Origin of the sequence: Terribacillus sp. AE2B 122 (assembly GCF_902497585.1) — a bacterium.
In the GTDB taxonomy this organism is placed as follows: domain Bacteria; phylum Bacillota; class Bacilli; order Bacillales; family Amphibacillaceae; genus Terribacillus; species Terribacillus saccharophilus_A.
The window spans coordinates 272,709-287,405 of sequence record NZ_LR700942.1 but is presented as its reverse complement, the minus strand read 5'-3'; the positions used below and the strand labels follow the sequence as shown (position 1 = coordinate 287,405).

The following is a 14,697-nucleotide window of genomic DNA, read 5'->3' as shown; positions in this document are numbered from 1 at the left end:
CTAAACTGTCACATGTTATTTTTATAAGCTTAACAAATATCCAATCTATTCGACAAGTATCTGTTTCTTAAAATGAAACAAAGAGTGCCCCAAAAGAGGCACTCTAGTTATGTTCAATATTATTCGTAGCTAGTCAGAGTAAGCACGTCATATCCGTCCAGCTTGTCTCTGCCGTCAAGATATGACAGTTCAACGAAGAACGCACATCCGACAACAATACCACCTAGCTGTTCAACAAGATTGATTGTCGCTTCGATTGTACCACCAGTTGCCAGCAAGTCATCCGTAATAAGGACACGCTGTCCTGGTTTGATTGCATCTTTATGGATTGTCAAAACATTCTCGCCGTATTCAAGTCCATAAGCGACTTTGATAACTTCACGAGGAAGCTTGCCTTCCTTACGGACAGGGGCAAAGCCGATATCCAGCGCATAAGATACTGGGCAGCCAACGATGAAGCCGCGGGCTTCAGGACCGACGATCAAGTCCACATTTTTATCTTTAGCGAATTCCACGATTTCATTTACCGCTGATTTATATGCCGGACCATTATCCATCAATGTAGTGATATCCTTGAATCTGATACCTGGTTTCGGCCAGTCCTCTACGACTGTAATATATTTTTTATAATCCATTTACTGCTTCCTCCTCGATAACTTCCCCGCGTTCAAGTACGCGTTCCAGCCACGCTCTCAATTCCTTATAGCCGGAATAATATAAGATCTTCTCGACTTCTATCGCTTCCTTCAATCCCTGGTAGACTTCAGAGTCAGCCAGATCACGTTTGGAAGGATTTTGGTTGATTGAAATTTGATCCTTATCTAGTTTAACAAATTCCAGCTCAAAAAACACGTCGGAAATAAACTTGGTCCTTTCCGGACTCCAGCCACGGCTGTTTTTCAGATAATCTTCGAGCTGGCGATAATTAATCGTCTTTTGCTTCAGCACAATCGCATAGAATAGCTTAAATTGGTCACGATCCGGGAAACCTTGCAGATAGGCGTTCTCCTTGACGTCATAGCACGCATATATTAAATCTGGCTGTATATGCTGCAATACATACGTGATATCCGTCATACGGCGGGGCAGATCGGCAAGTATGACTGCCTTAATATTACCGGCCGCATTTGCAAGACCTTCTGTTTCAAAATCAAGAACGCGAATTTCATCTGACAGCCAGCTTAGATCTGTATTAGGTCTGAACCGCACGACAGCTGTTTCTTCTTCCTCTTTGACTTGCACGACTTTTTGAAGCTGTTTGCTTCCCCTATGATCGAATAGCTGCCAGGAACGAATTGCTACATCGTCAATTAAAATCTGCGGTTTTTGCCTGCCGTTCCATTCATTGATAGACAATTCTCCAACAACTTCCAAATTATCTGCCGGGGTGAGGAATGGGTAAAGCTCTCCCTGACCGAAACATACACCATCTAATTGTACGCTATCCTCTGTGAATACAAACTTAAGATGGTTTTTATTTGCTCCGATGAGCTTCACTTCCCGCATTTGTGACGTCAGCTTAACGAGCGGTTTTGGATTTTGCATTCCAAAAGGCGAGAGCTGGGCCATGTCTCGGATCAAATCGATTGATACATCACCAACGGTAACCGACAAGTCGATAGCAAGAGTTTGCTTGAAATCTTCGGCTGAAAGCGATTCTGCTGCCATTTGATTCAATGTTTTTCTCAAGGTTTCCAATTGTTCCAATTCCAATGTCATCCCAGCTGCTTGGGCATGTCCGCCGAAAGAGACGAAATGATCACGAACCTGCATACAATGATGGAATAAATCAAAAGCATCAATGCTGCGGGCTGAACCTTTAGCCGTGCCTTTTTCTGGATGAATTGCCAGCACAATTGCCGGACGGTCGAAGGTACGCACCAATTTAGAGGCCACAATTCCAAGTACCCCTTCGTTCCAGCCTTCCTTTGCAACAATGATGACATGACTGCTGTCTTCCTCAGACTGTTCTCTAACCATTGCTTCTGCTTCTTTAGCTATTTTAGCTACGATATTCTGTCTTTCTGTATTGAGTGATTGTATTTCCTCTGCCATTTCTGCTGCTTCCTCATACGAAGCTGCAAGCAGCAGCTCGACAGCAAGGTTGGCATCTTGCAATCGTCCGACAGCGTTGATACGCGGACCGATCTTAAAGCCAATATCCTCTTCCGTTACGATTCCATCTAGTCCACAGCTATCTCTCAGCGCGCGAATACCAGGTCTTGTCGACGACGCAATTGCCTTTAATCCTTCTGCAGCAAGTATCCTGTTCTCATCAACAAGCGGGACCAAATCAGCAATCGTTCCGATCACAACAAGATCAAGCAGCTGTTTTGGGAAATAACCAAGTAAATAATGAGCCAGCTTGAAAGCGACTCCTACTCCAGCAAGCTCATGGAAAGGATAATTTGGCGAACATTTTGGATGTACAACTGCGAGAGCTTCCGGGACTGCTTCCTGGACTTCATGGTGATCAGTGATGATAAGATCGATTCCGATTTGTTTTGCTACTTCCGCTTCGTGGTTTGCAGCAATACCGGTATCTACTGTTACAATCAGTTGATAGCCGTTGTCCTTTGCAGCTCGGAAAGCTGCCTCATTTGGTCCGTATCCTTCCGTAAACCGATTCGGAATATAATAATCACAGTCCGCCCCAAGCTCCCGTAATGCTTCTAATAAAACAACAGTGGATGAAACTCCATCTGCATCATAATCTCCGAAAACCAGAATTTTTTCACCCTGCTCCACTGCAGCATGGATCCGTTGCGCTGCAACATCTATATCAGAAATAAGTTCCGGGCTGTGTAGGTCCTCAAGAGACGGATGAAGGAACCGTTTTGCAGCCTCTTCTGACGTGATTCCACGCTGTATGAGCAACTGCTCCACAAGCGGAGAAACACCTAATCCCATCGGCTCTTGAGCTGAATGGCGGCTGCTATTATCCTTCCATCTCATTCTACTTTCCAACATAAAAAAAGACCCCCTAACCAAGCTATTATACTAGAGCCTGGTCAAGGGAGCAATCGGTTATTGTCTGTATTCATCTCTTATCCGTTCGGATGTAGGGTACGTATTCGTAGTCGGATCGGATATATTTGTCGTTGGCCTCTCCAGTTCTTCCTGTCCCTGTTCCGCACGTTTCTCTTGTAGTTCAGTAATTTCAGCTGCTTTTTTATCGCTATCCTTACGTAAAGCGCGTACTTCCCTATTTAACTTGAACATACGCAACCCTCCTACAGATGCTGTAATCAAGACGCCCATCAAAACGGAGAACAGAATGATCAGGATTAGCGGGGCGGAACCTGTTCCGAATAAATAGTCCACCTGTACGCTGTCTACGTTAATAACTGCGAATATTGCAATAAGTACTGCAAAGATGACTGCTAGAATGATATACCATTGTGCCTTCATTTGCTGGCTCCTTTCTAATGCGGCTACTCTATACATTCCCCATTCTAAAAAAAATAACCCCCGTAATTATTACGAGGGTTCTCCAATCAGACTTGCGGTCCTTCTACTTTCTTTTTCTCTTCATGGATGATTGGGTTTTTTTCAATATTTCTGCCGCGCCAAACGAGCCACAGCTGAGAAGCAATGAATAGGGATGAATATGTCCCTGCTGCTAAACCAATCACAAGCGCGATTGAGAAGTTAGCAATCGATGAAGCACCGAAGATCCAGAGAATAATCGCTGCTGCTATTACTGTTAGTACTGTGTTCACACTTCGTACAAGTGTTTGCAGCAAGCTGTCATTCACAATCTTGGCCAGCTCATCGAACGTTTTGACTTTCCGTTTGATTCGAATATTCTCTTTAATCCGGTCAAAGGTGACTATCGTATCATTGATCGAATAACCGATTATCGTCAGGATTGCGGCAATGATCGTAATGTCGAATTCCAGTCTGGTAATACTGAATACTGCCAGAATGAAGAAGGCGTCATGTAACAAGGCCACTATGGCTGTAACTGCAAATTTGAATTCAAACCGGATCGTCGCGTACAATATGATACCAATAGAAGCAAAAATGACAGCATACAAAGCATTTTTAGCTAGTTCTTTTCCGATTATTGGCGATACGGTACTGATACTAGGGGCATCTCCATATTCATCTTGAATACTGCTCTTCAACTCATTTTCTTGGTTATTTGTGAGCGTGCTTTCAAGTCGGACGGAGGCATGTGTGCCATCAGCTGAAAGCTGTGTTTCTCTCGACTCGAACCCGAAATCATCTATCTTCTGCTCTACTTGTTCTGTCGTTAGAGCTTGGTTGGAATCGAATTCAACACGAGATCCACTGGTAAAGTCGATACCAAGGTTCAGCTTAAATACACTCAAGCAGATGATCCCGGCAATTGTAAGCGCGATAGAGAAAGCGAAATAAGCTTTTCTGTGCTTGACTAGGTTCAGCTTCAAACCATAGAAAGTGACGTCACGTTCTTCTTTGTCACTCAGTTTGCGGATATTTTTCTTCGATACACCGAACCAGCCTGGCTTCTTATCGAACGCACGGCTTTTCACCATCAAACTAAGCAAGGCACGTGATCCATATACAGCTGTGATGAAGCTCAATAGAATACTGATGATTAGCGTCGTTGCGAAACCTTTAATAGAGCTCGTACCGAAAATGAACAGGACAATCCCTGCAATCATCGTAGTCACGTTGGCATCGGTAATAGTTGCCAATGAGTTTTTATTACCAGCTTTATAAGCAGCTTTGAGTGACTTACCTGTTTTTAGTTCATCTTTTATCCGTTCATATGTGATGATGTTGGCGTCAACTGCCATCCCCACACCTAGAATTAGTGCTGCAATGCCAGGAAGTGTCAGAACAACACCAAGCAAATCGAATACAAGTATGTTCAAATAAGCAAAAACTGCTAATGTTATGGCAGCAATGAAACCTGGAAGTCTATAATATACAATCATGAACAACAGAATAAGCGCGAATGCAATATACCCTGCAAGCATCGTCTGATCCAGGGCTTCCTGTCCGAATTGAGCTCCAACTGAGTTTGAATACACTTCATCCATTTTCACTGGGAGTGATCCAGCATTCAGGAGATCTGCAAGCTCTTGTGCACTTTCTACTGTGAAGTTACCTTCAATCTGAACTGATTTACTGTTGATAGTCTGAGAAACAGCAGGTGCAGAAATAAACTTTTGTTCATCCTCAGGCTTTTGTGATTCCTCTTCAAAGGATTCTCCATCCTCATAATCCAGCCAGATAACCAGTCTGTTTTCTGGGTATGCTCGCTGGGAGAGTTCACTCGTCACTTCACCGAATTTGGAAGCATCTTTCATCTCCACTGTAACGAGTGGCTGATTTGTTTGCGGATCGAATGCCTGCTTCGCACTGCCTGCCTCGATATCTGTACCGTTCAAATACTCTTTATCTGCTGTGTCACGGAATGATAGATTGGCAGTCGTCGATAGCATCTCACGAGCTTGATCCTGATCTTTAACTCCAGCAAGCTGGACGCGGATTCGATTCGGCTGCTCAATGTCTATGCTTGTCTCACTAACACCAAGGGAATCGACGCGCTCATTCAATGCTTGTGCAGTAGCATTCAGCGTTGCCGTATCCACCTTGTCCCCTTCCTCGAGCGGGCTTACTTCATAAAGTACTTCGAATCCGCCCTGCAGATCGAGTCCTAAATTTAAATCATTTGCGATTCCTTTAACTGTCGTTCCCATCGCTCCCAAAAGCAATAGGACGATCAAGAAGAAGGCAACTATTCTGCCTCTTTTCACCATGATGCAACTGCCTCCCATTTTCCGTTCAAACGGAAACCTAATATGCTGCAGACTTTGTCTGCAATAAAATCACATGTATGTACATGCTGTGCTCGTCCGTCAAATACTCACATAGTATAGAAAACATGAGCAAGCACTGTCAACATTACCCTGATCAGGATTGACCATTGATGGCGGCGATGGAAGCCATCAGATCCTCATCTTCCTCATACACTGACATTGTCAAGTAGCCCATATAAACCGATACATTCAGCGACATAATATCAGCTACTACTTCATATAATCGTTTTTGTTTGTCTTTCTCTTTTTTCCATACCTTTTTCTCCATACAGCTCCAAATATCTGCAGCAGAAGCTTTATTATATCCAAGCAGGTGAAATTCTTCCTTCTTGCTGATCACTGCAGGCATCACTTCCGACTTCCATTCATTTACTGTCTTTGTTTCGTACACGTTTTTACCTCCTAAAACAACTTGCCTTGTTCTGTTCAGGCTAGTCATGCTTGGCCATATCTCATGCATACATATAATTGTAGCCGAAAAACTAATATTTGAGAAGGCAGGTTGTCGATGTGACGAAGCAGACTTTCCTAAAAGGGGCACTCATTCTGATTGCTGCCAGCTTGATCACCCGCTTCCTAGGATTCGTGAACCGAATTGTCGTTGCACGTGTCATGGGGGAAGAAGGGATTGGTCTATACATGATGGCCATGCCGACATTATTCCTGGCGACTGCCATCACCCAGTTCGGTCTGCCCACCGCTATTTCCAAACGGGTAGCAGAAGCAGATGTGCGTGGAGACAACGACCAAATCAAAAAAATCGTTGTTGTTTCTCTAACGGTAACACTGAGCATCAGCATCGTTTTTGTCGGAGTTCTTTATCTGGCAGCTCCGTTTCTTGCGGACAAGCTCCTGAAAGATGCGCGTGTCATCTATCCATTGCTGGCAATCGGACCAGTCATACCGATTTTGGCAGTTGCAGCAGTACTTCGGGGGTATTTCCAAGGGAAACAGAATATGAAGCCGCAGAGCTTTTCCCAAGTGATCGAACAGATCGTCCGGATTAGCTGTACAGTCTTCCTCGTAAAATTCTTTCTGCCTTACGGAGTGGAATTCGCTGCTTTAGGGGCGATGATTTCGGTTTTAATCGGAGAATTTATTTCTTTGCTTTATATGTTCTATCAATTTAAACGAAAAAAGACCGTAAAAATACGATCTCAATTCGTTACAGCCTTAAAGGGGGGCAAACAAACATTAGATCGTCTGTTCTCGATTGCCTTACCCGCCACTGGCAGCAGGCTGGTTGCTAGCGGCACTCATTTCCTGGAGCCAATACTTACTGCTCAAAGTCTTGCTCTAGCCGGGGTCGGAACGGCAATGGCAACAAGGCAATACGGTGAACTTACAGGCTATGCACTGCCTCTTTTGTTCCTGCCGACTTTCATTACGAATTCTCTCGCAACGGCTTTACTGCCCTCTATCAGCGAGGCAAATGAACAGAATAGACACCAGTTCGTTCATTATCGAATTCACCAGGCAATCCGGCTAAGTTTTGCCTCAGGTGCAATAGCAACGGTAATTCTAACAGTATTTGCAGGTCCGATTCTTCATTATATGTACGGAAGCGAGAGCGCGGAGCGATTCATACTGCTCATGGCACCTTTCTATCTTATGATGTATATTCAAATGCCGCTCAGCACTGCACTGCAAGCGCTCGACGCAGCCAAATCTGCGATGTGGAATACGATCATCGGTGCAGGCGTAAAAATAATTTTGCTCGTTTCACTAGCTTCCAATGCGAAGTTTGGAATTATCGGAGTTGCCATCAGTATGATTGTCACAGTAGTTTTAATCACTTTATTGCATTTGATCTCACTAGCACGCGTTGCTGGTTTCAGACTATCGTGGAAGGAACTCGGTCAAATGCTTGGTTTGCTGGGGTTAACAGTATTTTCTGCCCATCTGTTGAAGGGTATATTCGCCAGTTCGCTATATAACCTTCCAGCTTTTCTATTATTACTTTTAATTCTAACTGTCCTCTATCTATTGTTCATGCTCAGTTTCGGGTTTATAACGAGAGCGGAAGTGGAGCAGTTTCTGTCCAGAAAGAAACGTTAATCACTGTTAACGTTCATCTTTTCGGTCAATATACCAATTATGGTCTTGGTCGAGTGTGCAATACGAGATACGCGCAATATTAGGATGGCCATGACGCTTCATCTCACCGCGAAGCCAAGAATCAGATTTATCGATATTATCTAACGCCTCTTGCTGAATCTCGCCGTCGATGATCAATGGCTGGACAAACCCGCTGCTGCCATCTTCTGTATCCTGCTTTTCAAATACAGACAATTCACCGGATGTCTCTAAGATCGCAAAATCGACATCCTGTACACTTTTCGTACCCTTTTCTCTCAGCTGCTGCTGAAGATCAGAAAAGCTGTAACGCTGCTTGCGCATTTCATGCTCATCTATCTTACCGCGTGAAATAATGACTGATGGTTTTCCTTCCATAAAATCACGCATCTTAGGAAACTTTAAGGAAATTAATGCTGTACCTCTCTGTATTATCAGGAGTATTACCATCGGCACGATAAAGTGAAGCAAATGACTGCTAGGGTCTTCGATGGAAAACACAGCTATTTCAGCTAACATCAAATAAACAACTAAATCGATGATACTCAGTTCACCAATCTCACGTTTTCCCATAAGGCGGAAAATAATGACGATGACAATATAAGAAAGAATCGTTCTTCCTATAATCGACCATTCCAGTGTATCCAGCAAAATGCCCGCCTCCTTTTTTGTTTATTTTGTGTAAGAGTAATCGTTCTATTCGTTCTTAATTTGGATGGACGAGCATACAGTAGCCATATAGACTTGCTGGAGGGATCTTTGTGAAAAAGAATGTACAAGCGATATTGTATGGCTGGATTACTGTCTTTGCACTGCTGTTATTCATCAGCTTCACACTGGCTTTATTGCTTCGCTTCTCGGAGATGGGGAAAGGTATGCTGGACTGGACAACCCTCGGAGCTGGAGTCCTCAGTTTATTCATCGGTGGTTTCATTGCCGGGGTGAAAGGCGAAGATAAAGGTTGGATGCTCGGCGGTATGACCGCAATCGGATTTTCCCTTTTCATTCTTCTCTATCAGTATCTAGGTTATCAAGTAGGATTCTCTGGAACACAGCTACTGACGCATGGCGGTTTTCTAGCAGCTGCGCTAGTCGGGGGCATGATCGGTGTCAACATTAAAACGAGCACATAAAAAAGACAGGAGAGAAATCTCCTGTCTTTTATCTTTACGCTTCTAAAGGTTTAACGTCACGGATCGCGTTACGATCGAACGTCAATTTACTGCCGTCATCCGTAGTCAGGACTACAGATGCCTCGTCTATAGCATGCACCTTCCCATGTAAACCACCGATGGTAACGATGCTGTCTCCTTTTTTCAAGTTAGACTGCATTTGTCTAACCTGTTTCTGACGCTTCTGCTGCGGACGAATCAACAGGAAGTAGAAGATAACAAACATTAATACGATCAGTATTAAACTTTGAATATTCATTCACTGCTCCCCCTTTCTAGAAATTCTTCGCGTTCGGCTTGTTGAATCCATAACTTTCGAAGAATTCATCTCGAAAATCGCCAAGTCGATCCTCTTTGATCGCTTCTCTGACTTTCCTCATCAATTCTATCAGAAAATGCAAGTTATGGTAAGTAGTAAGCCTAAATCCGAAAGTTTCATTACATTTGATAAGGTGACGAATGTAAGCGCGTGAATAATTTTTGCACACCTTACAATCACAGTTCTCATCAATCGGACCGAAGTCACGGGCGTATTGTGCATTACGGACAACAAGACGGCCCTTGGATGTCATACATGTTCCATTACGCGCAATTCGAGTCGGAAGCACACAATCAAACATATCAATCCCTCGGATTGCACCGTCAATCAAGGAATCTGGTGAGCCAACACCCATCAAGTAACGTGGTTTATCCTGTGGAAGCCATGGAGTGGTGAATTCCAGCACTCGGTTCATGACATCCTTCGGTTCGCCTACAGACAGACCGCCGACAGCGTAGCCAGGGAAGTCCATACTAACAAGATCCTGCGCACTCTGTTTACGAAGGTCTTCAAACTCGCCGCCTTGTACAATTCCGAATAGCCCTTGTACATCCGGACGAGCATGAGCTGTTAAGCAGCGCTCCGCCCAACGGCTTGTCCGCTCTACCGATGCCTTCATATAATCATATGTTGCTGGATAAGGCGGACATTCATCAAATGCCATCATAATGTCACTGCCAAGCGCGTTCTGGATATCCATCGCTTTTTCAGGTGAAAGGAATAACTTTTCCCCACTTATATGATTACGGAAATGCACGCCTTCTTCCTGAATATCACGAAGATCACTCAGACTGAAAACCTGGAAGCCGCCTGAATCTGTCAGAATAGCACCATCCCAGTTCATGAATTTATGCAAGCCGCCCGCTTCGCGGATAATTTCATGTCCTGGACGGAGCCAAAGGTGATAGGTGTTTGATAGAATAATATTCGCGTTAAGTTCGGTTAATTCCTCCGGACTCATCGTCTTTACCGTTGCCAGTGTTCCTACCGGCATGAATGTCGGCGTCTCAAAGCTCCCGTGAGGTGTATGTACGATACCGAGCCTAGCGCCTGTCTGCTTATCTTGTTTAATGAATTCATAACGAATTGCCATATTATAGTAGTTCCCTTTCTATTATCAATCTATACCAGCAGCATTGCATCGCCGAAGCTGAAGAAACGATAGCGTTCTTCTACAGCTGTCCGGTACGCATCCAGGATGAAGTCCCGTCCTGCAAATGCACTGACTAGCATAATCAATGTGGATTTCGGCAAATGGAAATTAGTGATCAAGCCATCTATAGCTCGATAGGTGAAGCCTGGATATATGAAAATATCCGTCCAACCGCTTGCTGCCACAAATTTCCCATCATGGTCACGTGTGATTGTTTCCAACGTACGTGTGGATGTCGTTCCAACTGAGATGATCCGTCCGCCGTTTTCACGGATCCGAGTCAGCTGATCTGCTGTTTCCTGTGACATTTGATAGAATTCAGCATGCATTTCATGTTCCTCTATTGAATCCACACTAACAGGGCGAAATGTTCCCAATCCAACATGAAGTGTGATGAATGCGATTTCCACACCTTTTTCCTGGAGACTAGCAAGCAGCTCCTTCGTAAAGTGCAGTCCTGCTGTAGGTGCTGCAGCCGATCCTTGTTCCTTGGCATAAACAGTCTGATAACGCTCTTGATCAGGCAGCTGTTCCTTAATATAAGGTGGCAAAGGCATTTCACCTAGCTGCTCGAGCACCTCATAGAAAATGCCGTCATAACGGAACTCTACAATCCGACCGCCATGCTCAAGCAATTCCTTACATACAGCAGTTAGTTTTCCGTCACCAAAGCTAAGCTCTGTACCGACTTTTACTTTCTTGGCTGGTTTAACTAATACTTCCCAGCTGTCACCTTCCACTTGCTTCAGTAAGAGAATCTCTACTTTTGCCTGTGTGTCCTTCTTAATACCATATAACCGTGCCGGAAGCACACGTGTATCATTCAGGACAAGACAATCGCCGGATTTAAAATAGTCACCGATATCAGCGAAATGACAGTGTTCCATTGTCTTCTCTTCTTTATTTAACACAAGCAGCCTTGACGCAGTCCGATCCTGAAGCGGCGTCTGGGCAATTAGTTCTTCTGGTAAATGAAAATCGTAGTCCTGTATATCCATACCTGTTAACTCCTAGTCTGTATCAGCGAAATTTGTTGAAGAGGAACAAAATGAGCGACAGTACAATACTTACTACAATCGATGTTACGATCGGAAAGTAGACTGTCGTGTTCCCCTTCTTAAAAACGATATCTCCTGGCAGTCTGCCAATAAACGACATAATAATACCGATTATAATACACACAACGCCTATAAGAATAAAGATTTTTCCAATGCCGGTCAAGCCCCTGGCACCTCCCGGTTGAAATGGGCATAGGCAAGATGTGTCACAACCCGACCGCGAGGTGTTCGTTGTATGAAACCAATCTGCAGCAAATACGGTTCATATACATCCTCAATCGTCTGGGACTCTTCCCCGATTGTCGCACTGATTGTATCAAGTCCGACCGGACCTCCTCGGAATTGGTCCATGATAGTTGTCAGCAGCTTATGATCGATATGATCAAGGCCTTTTTCATCTACTTGCAGCTGATTAAGTGCCGCATGAGTTGTCTCCTGCGTAATGTAGTCTTCCCCTCTGACCTGGGATATATCGCGTACCCGTTTAAGGAGCCGATTGGCAATACGGGGTGTTCCCCTCGAACGTAATGCTACCTCGTTTGCAGCAGAAGGTTCAATCTCGACATCGAAAATGACTGCTGTCCGCTCGACGATGCTGGCCAAATCTTCTGTATTATAAAATTCAAGTCGACTCAGCACACCAAACCGGTCTCTTAGAGGTGCAGATAGCAATCCAGCTCTCGTTGTCGCGCCAACCAATGTGAATGGCGGCAAATCAAGACGGACGCTGCGCGCGCTAGGTCCGGTTCCAATGACAATGTCCAGAAAGAAATCTTCCATAGCTGGATACAGTATCTCTTCAACAGCTCTTGGCAATCGATGAATTTCATCGATGAACAACACATCGCCTGCTTCCAGAGAGCTTAAAATCGCTGCCAAATCCCCTGCTTTTTCAATTGCGGGTCCGCTCGTTGCCCGGAATGACACACCCATTTCATTGGCAATGATCGATGCCATCGTTGTTTTTCCTAATCCTGGTGGTCCGTAAAGCAATACATGGTCAAGCGGCTCATCACGCATCTTTGCTGCCTCTATGAAGATAGCCAGATTTTCCTTTGCTTTATGCTGGCCGATGTACTGCTTTAAGGTGGACGGGCGCAGACTGAGCTCGATCACTTCGTCTTCCTGTTTCAATTCGTTCGTAATCATGCGATCTTCCATCTTCGCACTCCTTTATTTCTTTTGACTTAATAAAGCCAAGCCTTTCTTGATCAGGTGATCAGCACTGTCACTGTCTTCTTTTTTCAGCTGAGGCAAGACAGCTTTGATTTCCCGCTCCTGATATCCTAGAGCCCGCATTGCATCTTCTGCATCTGCTAATGCAAGACGTTTCTTAGAAGTGTTGCTTTCTGTACCTGCAGATGCTTCGATTGCAGTAAGCGATACCATATAAACGAGCTTACCTTTCAAATCGAGCACCATTTGACGAGCAGTCTTCTTCCCAACACCCTGGAAGCTTGTCAGGAACTTATCATCTTCTCGCTCGATTGCTGCGACAAATTCCTCGACGTTGACACCTGCTAGGATCTGCAAGGCGTTTTTCGGCCCGATACCTGAAACCCCTAGCAGTTTTTGGAACAAAAACTTGTCCTCTGTATTTTTAAACCCGAACAAAGTCTGGGCATCTTCCCTAACATAATGATATGTATGGACAAGCGCCTCCTTGCCTTCTTCCATTTGGAATTGAAAAGGATTCGGGCAAATGATTTCATAACCTACACCATGTGCCTCTACAAGCACCGCTTCTTCTGTAATTCCTGTAATCTTGCCTTTAACATACGCTATCATGCTGTTTCTCTCCTACCTGAATCAATAACTTCCTTCTATCTATTTTACCACACAAGCGTATGTTCGTATAAGGTAAAAGGTGAAAAACAGGAAAAGGACCTCCCTCTCCTGAGGAACGATCCTTTTTAGCTTGGCAGTGGTGCTACATCGTTTTTGGAGCGGAGCGCTTCCAGGACATCTTCATAAACTTCTCTTGATTGGATCTTGATCCCTTCTTCGAGCTCTTCCGCTTGATGACTTTCCAACTTGCCTTTATTTATCTGATAGAACGATTGGATTGCCTGCTGATCTATTGGACGACCTTCGAATATGGTCAGCTTCCCTTTGTAAATACCGAAATAGCCATTCTTCTTTAACGAGGGTGAAATATCCATTACTTCCTGTTTGAATACAACCAAACCTTCTTTCTGGGAAACAAGCTGCCAATCATGATAGGTTGACCAGAAATCTTCCATTGCATAGATTTTCTCTTGATGGGTTACTTCTGTCTGCTTGCCATCAATATATTGACGCTGCAGTACGACCTTCACTTCAACTGGATCCGCAGCTTCCGCTGTTATACTTGGAACTACTAAAAGGAAAAGCAAACAAAAGCCTAAGAAACGCCTCATGATCTTCCACCCCTATTCCGTTGCTTTTGCCTTCATTTTTTCCTGTTAGCGCTTCTTTATCCGTTTTTTTTGAAAAAATATTGATTTGACCGACACTTTTTTGGTTTTCTTTTCGATTATATGTGGTAAAGGATTAGAAAGTTGAAAACAAAGGCGGGATAATAGTGAGAAACACTACGCAGCAAAAGTACCTCCACTACGTGGAAGCGAAAAGCGAAGCAAACATGGCGAACGTTTTCTCAGAAGAAAGAGCAACCTTGATACTTAGAGATCACATTCAGCACGCCGGTTTGTCCAAAGCAGAAGTACTTGCTATGGAAGATAAGTATCGCCAGGATATGCACCGCATTTTCGAAGAGCATGGTATATTATAAATGAAAGCCCCTTCAACGGAAAAAGGGGCTTTTTTTGTTTCACTTATTTTCTTGTTCATCTCCTGGCAGATCTTGGGCAGGTGAAGGCTCATAGAAATCGGCAAGCGGCTGTTGCACGCCGTAAGGATCTCTATATTCCGGCAGTGCTTGCGTAAATTCTGGTGCCGCTGGAAAAGGAATGTCTGGACCGCAACAAGAGCGCATCGTCGTAGGCGGGTAGGAATAAGGCGCTGCTTGATTTTGAGGGTTAAAAGGTACGTCCCTTTGCTGGTTCGGCTGACCTGGCTGGCTTCCTTGCATACCCCAATCTCCTTGCATCTGCTGACCTGA

17 protein-coding genes are annotated in these 14,697 nt (G+C 44.3%); 3 read left to right on the top strand and 14 right to left on the bottom strand.

Going from position 1 to position 14,697, the window contains the following annotated elements; all coding sequences use genetic code 11:
* Window positions 1–119: 119 nt before the first annotated feature.
* The 5 genes from AE2B122_RS01450 to AE2B122_RS01430 form a co-directional block, all read right to left on the bottom strand.
* Window positions 120–635, bottom strand: a complete 516-nt coding sequence (locus AE2B122_RS01450) for an adenine phosphoribosyltransferase (RefSeq protein ID WP_095218187.1) — start codon at window positions 633–635, stop codon at window positions 120–122.
* Window positions 625–2,970 carry a single-stranded-DNA-specific exonuclease RecJ gene (gene recJ / locus AE2B122_RS01445; protein WP_175072912.1) on the bottom strand — a complete coding sequence of 782 codons (2,346 nt, stop codon included), beginning with the start codon at window positions 2,968–2,970 and terminating at the stop codon, window positions 625–627. The genes AE2B122_RS01450 and recJ overlap by 11 nt, the downstream gene beginning before the upstream one ends.
* A 57-nt stretch (window positions 2,971–3,027) precedes the next feature.
* Window positions 3,028–3,411 carry a lipopolysaccharide assembly LapA domain-containing protein gene (locus tag AE2B122_RS01440; RefSeq protein WP_175072911.1) on the bottom strand — a complete coding sequence of 128 codons (384 nt, stop codon included), beginning with the start codon at window positions 3,409–3,411 and terminating at the stop codon, window positions 3,028–3,030.
* A gap of 86 nt (window positions 3,412–3,497) precedes the next feature.
* Window positions 3,498–5,756 carry a protein translocase subunit SecDF gene (gene secDF, locus AE2B122_RS01435; RefSeq protein WP_175072910.1) on the bottom strand — a complete coding sequence of 753 codons (2,259 nt, stop codon included), beginning with the start codon at window positions 5,754–5,756 and terminating at the stop codon, window positions 3,498–3,500.
* Between the two features lie 154 nt (window positions 5,757–5,910).
* Window positions 5,911–6,207: a post-transcriptional regulator gene (locus AE2B122_RS01430; RefSeq protein WP_245840314.1), complete on the bottom strand. Its 297-nt coding sequence runs from the start codon at window positions 6,205–6,207 to the stop codon at window positions 5,911–5,913.
* Window positions 6,208–6,326: 119 nt separating this feature from the next.
* On the opposite strand from AE2B122_RS01430, the gene spoVB reads away from it, so the two are divergent.
* Window positions 6,327–7,874 carry a stage V sporulation protein B gene (gene spoVB, locus AE2B122_RS01425; protein ID WP_095218192.1) on the top strand — a complete coding sequence of 516 codons (1,548 nt, stop codon included), beginning with the start codon at window positions 6,327–6,329 and terminating at the stop codon, window positions 7,872–7,874.
* 6 nt (window positions 7,875–7,880) lie between these two features.
* Here the strand turns inward: spoVB and AE2B122_RS01420 are convergent, their stop codons facing one another.
* Entirely contained in the window at window positions 7,881–8,540 is a 660-nt protein-coding gene (locus tag AE2B122_RS01420) for a DUF421 domain-containing protein (RefSeq protein ID WP_245840315.1), read from the bottom strand.
* Window positions 8,541–8,653: 113 nt separating this feature from the next.
* Here AE2B122_RS01420 and AE2B122_RS01415 point away from each other — a divergent pair, with 113 nt between their 5' ends.
* The gene (locus tag AE2B122_RS01415) at window positions 8,654–9,025 is read left to right on the top strand and encodes a TIGR04086 family membrane protein (RefSeq protein WP_095268658.1); all 372 of its coding nucleotides are present in this window, start codon (window positions 8,654–8,656) and stop codon (window positions 9,023–9,025) included.
* Between the two features lie 34 nt (window positions 9,026–9,059).
* On the opposite strand, the gene yajC is transcribed toward AE2B122_RS01415, so the two are convergent.
* The 7 genes from yajC to AE2B122_RS01380 all read right to left on the bottom strand — a co-directional run bounded on the left by yajC (window position 9,060) and on the right by AE2B122_RS01380 (window position 13,993).
* Window positions 9,060–9,323 carry a preprotein translocase subunit YajC gene (yajC, locus tag AE2B122_RS01410; RefSeq protein ID WP_095218194.1) on the bottom strand — a complete coding sequence of 88 codons (264 nt, stop codon included), beginning with the start codon at window positions 9,321–9,323 and terminating at the stop codon, window positions 9,060–9,062.
* A gap of 16 nt (window positions 9,324–9,339) precedes the next feature.
* Window positions 9,340–10,476: a tRNA guanosine(34) transglycosylase Tgt gene (gene tgt, locus AE2B122_RS01405; protein ID WP_093879536.1), complete on the bottom strand. Its 1,137-nt coding sequence runs from the start codon at window positions 10,474–10,476 to the stop codon at window positions 9,340–9,342.
* Window positions 10,477–10,505: 29 nt separating this feature from the next.
* Entirely contained in the window at window positions 10,506–11,534 is a 1,029-nt protein-coding gene (gene queA, locus AE2B122_RS01400; protein ID WP_175072909.1) for a tRNA preQ1(34) S-adenosylmethionine ribosyltransferase-isomerase QueA, read from the bottom strand.
* A gap of 22 nt (window positions 11,535–11,556) precedes the next feature.
* On the bottom strand, window positions 11,557–11,757 hold the full coding sequence (locus tag AE2B122_RS01395; protein WP_095218196.1) for a DUF2905 domain-containing protein: 201 nt from the start codon (window positions 11,755–11,757) through the stop codon (window positions 11,557–11,559).
* Complete coding sequence (gene ruvB, locus AE2B122_RS01390) at window positions 11,754–12,755, bottom strand: Holliday junction branch migration DNA helicase RuvB (protein ID WP_095218197.1); 1,002 nt, start codon at window positions 12,753–12,755, stop codon at window positions 11,754–11,756. The genes AE2B122_RS01395 and ruvB overlap by 4 nt, the downstream gene beginning before the upstream one ends.
* 12 nt (window positions 12,756–12,767) lie before the next feature.
* The gene (gene ruvA, locus AE2B122_RS01385) at window positions 12,768–13,382 is read right to left on the bottom strand and encodes a Holliday junction branch migration protein RuvA (protein ID WP_038561628.1); all 615 of its coding nucleotides are present in this window, start codon (window positions 13,380–13,382) and stop codon (window positions 12,768–12,770) included.
* A 125-nt stretch (window positions 13,383–13,507) separates the two neighbouring features.
* Window positions 13,508–13,993, bottom strand: coding sequence for a BofC C-terminal domain-containing protein (locus tag AE2B122_RS01380; protein WP_095218198.1), 486 nt, complete (start codon window positions 13,991–13,993; stop codon window positions 13,508–13,510).
* Window positions 13,994–14,157: 164 nt separating this feature from the next.
* Between AE2B122_RS01380 and AE2B122_RS01375 the strand changes: the two genes are divergently transcribed.
* Complete coding sequence (locus AE2B122_RS01375; protein WP_095218199.1) at window positions 14,158–14,367, top strand: hypothetical protein; 210 nt, start codon at window positions 14,158–14,160, stop codon at window positions 14,365–14,367.
* Window positions 14,368–14,406: 39 nt separating this feature from the next.
* Here the strand turns inward: AE2B122_RS01375 and AE2B122_RS01370 are convergent.
* Window positions 14,407–14,697, bottom strand: a 291-nt coding sequence (locus tag AE2B122_RS01370; protein WP_217468063.1) for a hypothetical protein, incomplete at its 5' end; no start/stop codon positions are given.

Excerpts from the sequence above, each read along its gene's own strand:
- ruvB (WP_095218197.1), bottom strand. The coding sequence starts at position 12,755 with ATGGAAGATCGCATGATTACGAACGAATTGAAACAGGAAGACGAAGTG.
- AE2B122_RS01450 (WP_095218187.1), bottom strand. The coding sequence starts at position 635 with ATGGATTATAAAAAATATATTACAGTCGTAGAGGACTGGCCGAAACCA.
- AE2B122_RS01380 (WP_095218198.1), bottom strand. The coding sequence starts at position 13,993 with ATGAGGCGTTTCTTAGGCTTTTGTTTGCTTTTCCTTTTAGTAGTTCCA.
- tgt (WP_093879536.1), bottom strand. The coding sequence starts at position 10,476 with ATGGCAATTCGTTATGAATTCATTAAACAAGATAAGCAGACAGGCGCT.
- recJ (WP_175072912.1), bottom strand. The coding sequence starts at position 2,970 with ATGTTGGAAAGTAGAATGAGATGGAAGGATAATAGCAGCCGCCATTCA.
- queA (WP_175072909.1), bottom strand. The coding sequence starts at position 11,534 with ATGGATATACAGGACTACGATTTTCATTTACCAGAAGAACTAATTGCC.
- AE2B122_RS01440 (WP_175072911.1), bottom strand. The coding sequence starts at position 3,411 with ATGAAGGCACAATGGTATATCATTCTAGCAGTCATCTTTGCAGTACTT.
- yajC (WP_095218194.1), bottom strand. The coding sequence starts at position 9,323 with ATGAATATTCAAAGTTTAATACTGATCGTATTAATGTTTGTTATCTTC.
- secDF (WP_175072910.1), bottom strand. The coding sequence starts at position 5,756 with ATGGTGAAAAGAGGCAGAATAGTTGCCTTCTTCTTGATCGTCCTATTG.
- ruvA (WP_038561628.1), bottom strand. The coding sequence starts at position 13,382 with ATGATAGCGTATGTTAAAGGCAAGATTACAGGAATTACAGAAGAAGCG.